4 protein-coding genes and 1 pseudogene are annotated in these 5,449 nt (G+C 66.7%); 3 read left to right on the forward strand and 2 right to left on the reverse strand.

Going from position 1 to position 5,449, the window contains the following annotated elements; all coding sequences use genetic code 11:
- On the reverse strand, positions 1-246 hold a 246-nt coding region (locus KZA10_RS07115; RefSeq protein ID WP_218682514.1), incomplete at its 3' end, for a LysR family transcriptional regulator.
- 73 nt (positions 247-319) lie between these two features.
- On the opposite strand from KZA10_RS07115, the gene tdh reads away from it, so the two are divergent.
- Both tdh and KZA10_RS07125 read left to right on the forward strand, forming a co-directional pair.
- Entirely contained in the window at positions 320-1,372 is a 1,053-nt protein-coding gene (gene tdh, locus KZA10_RS07120) for an L-threonine 3-dehydrogenase (RefSeq protein ID WP_218682516.1), read from the forward strand.
- Positions 1,372-1,944: pseudogene (locus tag KZA10_RS07125) on the forward strand (aminotransferase class I/II-fold pyridoxal phosphate-dependent enzyme); the annotation flags it as partial. The gene tdh and the pseudogene KZA10_RS07125, both read left to right, overlap by 1 nt.
- 142 nt (positions 1,945-2,086) lie before the next feature.
- On the opposite strand, the gene secA reads toward KZA10_RS07125, so the two are convergent.
- Complete coding sequence (gene secA, locus KZA10_RS07130) at positions 2,087-4,750, reverse strand: preprotein translocase subunit SecA (protein ID WP_308289610.1); 2,664 nt, start codon at positions 4,748-4,750, stop codon at positions 2,087-2,089.
- Positions 4,751-4,939: 189 nt separating this feature from the next.
- On the opposite strand from secA, the gene KZA10_RS07135 reads away from it, so the two are divergent.
- Positions 4,940-5,449, forward strand: a 510-nt coding sequence (locus tag KZA10_RS07135; RefSeq protein WP_218682515.1) for a PadR family transcriptional regulator, incomplete at its 3' end; no start/stop codon positions are given.

Here is a 5,449-nt window from a genome sequence, read left to right on the forward strand (position 1 = left end):
GAGGGCGTGCCGCGCCGAGGCCATCGCGTCGATGACCTCGGCACCCGCCGCTGCCAGCACCTCGCCGGCAGGTGTGAGAGCGAGTGTGCGACCGAGCCTGCGGGTCAGCGGGGTCGGAACGCCTCTCTGCAGGGCGGCGAGCTGTTGGGATACGGCGGAGGGGGTGACCCGGAGCGCGTCGGCCACCGCCGTCACGCTCCCGAGAGCACCAAGCTCTCGCAGGATCTGCAGCTGATGGAGTTCCACGTTCTCAGTGTGGGTGCGGCTACATCGATGATGCAGACGATGCCGATTGTTCTACATCGTCTGATGCGATGGGATCGAACACACGAAGGCACTGTACAAAGGCGCACCCGGCACCGGACTCGAGCTCGTCGAGCGTCCTGATCGGATCGCCGGCACCGACGACGTCGTCATCCGGGTGTTGCGCACGGGGATCTGCGGCACCGATCTGCACATCCTCCGTTGGGATGACTGGGCGGCGTCCGCGATCGCCGCTCCGCTCATCCCCGGCCACGAGTTCTACGGGGAGGTCGTCGAGGTCGGCCCCGGTGTGCACGACATCGCCGTCGGCGACCGGGTGTCTGGCGAAGGACACATCGTGTGCGGCACGTGTCGCAACTGCCGGGCGGGTCGCCGCCAGATGTGCATCCGCACGATCGGCCTCGGTCTGCAGCGCGACGGCGCCTTCGCGGAGTACCTCGCTCTTCCCGCGACGAATGTGTGGGTGCACCACTCCGAGGTGACGCCCGAACTCGGTGCGATCTTCGATCCCCTCGGCAACGCCGTCCACACCGCCCTCACGTACCCGCTCGTCGGTGAGGACGTGCTCGTCACCGGCTGCGGACCCATCGGGCTGATGGCGATCGCGGTGGCCCGGCACGCGGGTGCACGGTTCATCACGGCGACCGACGTCAGCGCACCCCGCCTGGAGATGGCCCGCCGGATGGGCGCCGACGAGGTGGTCGACGTCTCGGTCCGCGACATCCGCGATGCGCAGCAGGCGCTCGGAATGCGGGAGGGGTTCGACATCGGATTCGAGATGAGCGGTGCGCCCTCGGCTCTCCCGGCCATGATCGACAACATGAACCACGGCGGCCGCATTGCGATGCTGGGTCTGCCTAGCGCGGGGTTCGGAGTCGACTGGGGCAAGCTCGTCACCCACATGCTCACGATCAAGGGCATCTACGGACGCGAGATGTTCGAGACATGGAACGCGATGGGGGCGATGCTGCAGACCAGCGCGACCCTGCGGGACGCCATCGGCCGGGTGATCGCCGAGGTCGTCCCCGCTCGCGACGGGGAGCGCGGCTTCGCTGCGGCCGAGTCTGCGGGAACGGGCAAGATCATCCTCGACTGGACGGAGCTGTGATGTACGGGACTTTTCAGAAGCATGTGGCGGGAGAGCTGGCGGGGATCGAGGAGGCCGGACTCACCAAGCATGAGCGCGGCATCCGCGGACCGCAGAACGCCTCGATCACCGCGAACGGCACGGAGGTGCTGAACTTCTGTGCCAACAACTACCTCGGCCTCGCCGACGACCCGCGCATCCTCGACGCCGCGACCACGGCCCTGCAGGAATGGGGCTACGGTCTGGCCAGCGTGCGCTTCATCTGCGGTACTCAGGAGCAGCACCTCGAGCTCGAGCGTCGGCTCGCCGACTTCCTCGGCACGGACGAGGCCATCCTGTACTCGTCGTGCTTCGACGCGAACGGGGGCGTGTTCGAGACGCTCTTCTCCGCCGAGGATGCGATCATCTCGGACGAGCTCAACCATGCGTCGATCATCGACGGTATCCGGCTCTCGAAAGCGCGCAGGCTCCGCTACCGGAACCGAGACATGGCCGATCTCGAAGCGCAGCTGCAGGCCGCCTCGGACGCCCGTTTCCGCGTGGTGGTGACGGAGGGCGTGTTCTCGATGGACGGCTACATCGCACCGCTCGCGGCGCGCCGAACGGCGTGAGCTCTCCCTGGATCTGCTGCGCGAACAGCAGACCCGCAGGCAGGATCCGCGCGCCGTCGACCACGCTCTCGCCCAGCTCGGGCTGACCCGACGCTGAGACCCGGTGTCGTCCTGGCGAGGAGGTTCAGTCCTCGAAGGGGCGGGCGACGATCTCGCCGGAGGCGGTCTGGAAGACCTCCCACCCCGCGTCGAGCTCAGCGATCGCGCGGCCTTCCAGCCAGGTGAGCGTCCAGTGACCGGTCAGCCCCTTGGCCTCGACCTCGGCCGTCTCCGAGTCACCGGCGCGACGCACCTCGACCTCGAGGTTGTAGAGGTAGCCGACCGACTCCTCCTTGATCTGGCCCATCATCGACTGGAACATGGCGTAGCCCTCACGCTGGTACTCGATGAGGGGGTCGCGCTGAGCCATCGCACGAAGGCCGATGCCGTCCTTGAGGTAGTCCATCTCGTAGAGGTGGTCGCGCCAGCGACGATCGAGCACCTGCAGCACGACACGACGCTCGAGCTCGCGCGTGGCGGCCTCGCCGAGAGACTCCTCACGCGTCTGGTACGCGATCTTCGCGTCGGAGAGCAGCTCACGGGTGAGCCCGTCCGCATCGATGCCGCCCTTGCGGTCGGCGGCCTCGGCCACGACCTCGTCGATCGTCACGCCCACCGGGTAGAGCGTCTTGAGCTCGGTCCAGAGGGCATCGAAGTCCCAGCTCTCGTTGTGGCCCTCGCCGGTGTGGTCTCGCACGACGCCGCTGATGGCGTCCTCGATGAAGTGCTGCACACGATCGGCGATGTCATCGCCCTGGAGGATGTGCCGACGATCCGCGTAGATGGCCTCACGCTGGCGGTTCAGGACGTCGTCGTACTTCAGGACGTTCTTGCGCATCTCGGCGTTGCGGGACTCGACCTGCGACTGGGCGCTGCGGATCGCTCGGGAGACGAGCCCCGACTCGATCGGCACATCGTCCGGGAAGTTGGTGCGGGCGAGGATGGCCTCGGCCGCCCCCGACTGGAACAGACGCATCAGATCGTCGGTGAGGCTCAGGTAGAAGCGGCTCTCACCGGGGTCACCCTGACGGCCGGAACGACCGCGAAGCTGGTTGTCGATGCGGCGCGACTCGTGGCGCTCGGTGCCGAGCACGTAGAGACCGCCGGCCGCGATGACCTTCTCGGCCTCCTCCGCGACGACGCTCTTCATCGCCTCGTAGGTCTCGTCCCACGCGATCTCGTACTCCTCGGGCGTCTCCACGGGGTCGAGCCCCTTGCCCTTGAGCTCCTGGACCGCGAGGAACTCGGCGTTTCCGCCGAGCATGATGTCGGTTCCTCGTCCGGCCATGTTCGTGGCGACGGTGACTGCGCCCAGGCGACCGGCGCGCGCGACGATCTCGGCCTCGCGCGCGTGGTTCTTCGCGTTGAGGACCTCGTGCTTGATGCCCTTCTTCGCGAGCAGGCGCGAGAGGTACTCGCTCTTCTCGACGCTGACCGTTCCGACCAGAACCGGCTGGCCCTCCGCGTGCCGCTCGGCGATGTCCTCGACGACCTGAGCGAACTTCGCGGTCTCGTTCTTGTAGACGAGGTCGGACTGGTCCTTGCGGATCATCGGCCGGTTGGTCGGGATCGGGATGACGCCGAGCTTGTACGTCGACATGAACTCGGCGGCCTCGGTCTCGGCCGTACCGGTCATGCCGGCGAGCTTGTCGTAGAGACGGAAGTAGTTCTGCAGGGTGACGGTGGCGAGGGTCTGGTTCTCTGCCTTGACCGGCACGCCCTCCTTCGCCTCGATCGCCTGGTGGATGCCCTCGTTGTAGCGGCGACCGACCAGGATGCGACCCGTGTGCTCGTCGACGATCATGACCTCGTCGTTCATCACGACGTAGTCGGTGTCCTTCTTGAACAACGCGAGTGCCTTGATCGAGTTGTTGAGGAACGAGATCAGGGGGGTGTTCGCCGACTCGTAGAGGTTGTCGATGCCGAGGTAGTCCTCGACCTTCTCGATACCGGGCTCGAGCACGCCGACGGTGCGCTTCTTCTCGTCGACCTCGTAGTCCACGCCGACCTCGAGGGTGCGGGCGATCTTGGCGAACTCGGCGAACCAGCGGTTGGCCTCGCCCGACGACGGGCCGGAGATGATGAGCGGGGTGCGGGCCTCGTCGATGAGGATCGAGTCGACCTCGTCGACGATCGCGAAGAAGTGCTCGCGCTGGACGAGGTCCTCCTTGCGCCACGCCATGTTGTCGCGCAGGTAGTCGAAGCCGAACTCGTTGTTCGTGCCGTAGGTGATGTCGGCGGCGTACTGCTCGCGGCGCACCGCAGGCGTCTGACCGGAGACGATGATGCCCGTGGTCATGCCGAGAGCACGGAACACACGCCCCATGAGCTCTGCCTGGTAGCTGGCCAGGAAGTCGTTGACCGTGATGACGTGCACGCCCTTGCCGGCGATCGCGTTCAGATACGCGGGCAGCGTCGCGACGAGTGTCTTTCCCTCACCGGTCTTCATCTCGGCGATGTTGCCGAGGTGAAGGGCGGCACCACCCATGATCTGCACGTCGTAGGCACGCATGCCGAGGGTGCGCTTGGCGGCCTCTCGCACCGCGGCGAATGCCTCCGGCATCAGCTGATCGAGGGTCTCACCCTTCTCGAAGCGGGCGCGCAGCTCGACGGTCTCGTTGCGCAGCTCGTCGTCGGTGAGCTTGGAGATGTCCTCTTCCAGCGCTCCCACTGCCTTGACGACCTGATTCAGGCGGCGGATGACCCGCCCCTCGCCCGCACGCAGCAGCTTCTCAAGAGGATTGGCCACGGATGTCATCTCCCTGTCAGTGGGTAATTCGCCGGCCATCGGTGAACCCGACGCCAGGCATACTTCGCCATGTTACCGGGCCGTGACCTGCACGTCGCCTGCATGGTGGTCCCGCGCGTCGGTCCGGGGGTGCGACCGATAACCATATACTCGGTATCGCATTCCCACGCACGGTAACGGAGATGAACGATGTCAGTACGCCAGAGCCTGCTCGCCATCCTCGCGCAGGGGCCCTGCTACGGCTACCAGCTCCGACACGAGTTCGATCGCCGCACCGGCTCGATCTGGCCGCTGAACGTCGGGCAGATCTACAACACCCTCGAGCGTCTGGAACGCGACGGGCTGGTCTCGCGTGGCGATGCCGACGACCACGGTCACGTGTACTGGCAGATCACGGATGCGGGGCACACGGACGTCGAGAACTGGCTCTCCTCCCCCGTCGTGCGCTCCCAGGGCACCCGCGACGAACTGACGATCAAACTGGCCGTCGCAGCGACCCTCCCCGGCGTCGACGCCGCAGCCACGATCGACGCGCAGCGATCGGCATCGATGCGACAGCTGGAAGCGCTCCAGCACGAGCGACAGGCGCGAGGAGACGGGGACGACCCCGAAGGACTCGCGTGGTCGCTGGTCGCCGACTCCATGATCTTCGCCGCGGAGGCCGAAGTCCGCTGGCTCGATCACGCGGCGCAGCGCCTC

The sequence above is a fragment of the Microbacterium sp. BF1 genome (genome assembly GCF_019279095.1).
Classification (GTDB): domain Bacteria; phylum Actinomycetota; class Actinomycetes; order Actinomycetales; family Microbacteriaceae; genus Microbacterium; species Microbacterium maritypicum.